The organism is Macrococcus sp. DPC7161 (genome assembly GCF_004117835.1).
Lineage (GTDB): Bacteria > Bacillota > Bacilli > Staphylococcales > Staphylococcaceae > SDSC01.
Window position 1 is genome coordinate 1 of the sequence record NZ_SDSC01000019.1, and the last position, 1,697, is coordinate 1,697.

Genomic DNA, 1,697 nt, shown 5'->3' on the forward strand with positions numbered 1-1,697 from the left:
ATTATCAAATTGTAAAACATCTTGATAATTGACAGTAACATTTTCTTGTACAAGAGGTTCCCCTGCCACTCGATAAGTCAGTGGATAAATACCATCATTTAATGCAGTTCTCCTATCAATTGCTTGGGCATAACTTAAATCAATAGTAACTCCATTGAAGCGATCAACATAATCTGTAAATGTATATGTTAACACCCTATTAGTATAATCATTCGTTACAGTTGCAATTTTTTCACCATTGGGACTATATACAGCTAAGGGAGAATCCCATGGACTTGTGTCACTTTGTGTAATGTACTGACCATACTCTATAGTAAAATAATCTCCTGCTTGCACTGCATCATCAACAGTTAAATGAGTATTAAATTGAAATGTTTCAGCAGCTCCAGCAAGAGTTGGATTATTTGGATCAGTTGCATCACTTTTAAACACTAAATCTGTTCCCGACGCAGTTACATAATTATTTACGTCAGTAGGCGTTCCATTTAATGTTCGTATCGTTGTGGTATCGATACCTGCTAATGACATTGAATTCATCATTTCTGTGTTTGATGTTACTGATACAGGTGTAGCTACTACTGTTCCTGCATTTTGCTGGTCAGCGATGGCACCGAGTAACCCAGCCATTAACTCATCAGATGTTAATGTATTTACATCAAGATTCATGCTTTCAACTGCTGCTTGTGCTTGTTCTGTTGTAACACCTAAGTTATTTGCTACGTAATTTGTTAATACTGCAGTTTTATCTGCTTCTGTAGCAGCTGTTGTAATATCATTTGCTACTGCTTCCACTGATTGTGTCGTAGGAACAACTACCGTATTATTAGTTGTTGGTGTTTCTGTAGTAACTTCAGTAGATGGCGCTTCTGTTGTTGGTGATTGTACTGTTGATGCTTCTGATGTTGATGATTGTACTGTTGATGCTTCTGATGTTGGCTGTTCAGTTGTCACTGTTTCTGTTGAAGTAGTATCTTTCGCTGTCTCAGTAGTTGGGGGTTCTGTTGTTGGCGCTTCAGCCGTTGGTGTATCTACTTTTTCAACAGTATTTGCAGTAATTGTTGCTACGTCACTTTTAACGTTCTCAGCATTAACTACTGCAACTTCTACAACTTGACCACTTGCAATGTTAAGATTCGTAAATTTAAACGTACCGTCAGCTTGTACTGTTGCTTTTTGCACTTGACCGTCAGCGTCAATAAGTTCTACTGTATCTCCAGCTGTAGCCTTTCCTGTTAATTCAGTATTATCAGTATTAAAAGTTAGGTCTGTTGCTTTTTCAACAGTTGTAGGTACTTCTGTTGTTACTGATTCTGTTGTGGGTTGTTCTTTAGTCGCAGTTGTTGTTTCTGTAGATGGTGCTTCTGTTGTCGTAGTCGTTGTTTCTGTAGATGGTACTTCTGTTGTTGGCGTTTGTGCAGTATTATCTGTTGTTGGCGTTTCAGATGATGGCGTTTGTGTTGAAGGAGCTTCTGTTGTAAAAATATCCCCTTCAGCTGCTTCAACATTGCCTGTTGAACCTAAGAACATTAAAGAACCAATTAAGATTGATCCTGTCCCTACAGTGAATTTTCGAATCGAATACTTATTCAATTGGAGATAAAGTATGGTTAGATACAAATGGAGATGACATCCAAAATGGTGGAACAGAACCAGTTTAAACGTAGGAGACCCTATAGACACTCCAGAAAATGCCTGAG

Annotated in this window: 1 protein-coding gene; it reads right to left on the reverse strand. The window is 38.1% G+C overall.

Going from position 1 to position 1,697, the window contains the following annotated elements; all coding sequences use genetic code 11:
• A partial coding sequence (locus ER639_RS11870) for an Ig-like domain-containing protein (protein ID WP_164993449.1) occupies nucleotides 1–1,617 on the reverse strand: 1,617 nt, incomplete at its 3' end.
• Between the last annotated feature and the right edge of the window lie 80 nt (nucleotides 1,618–1,697).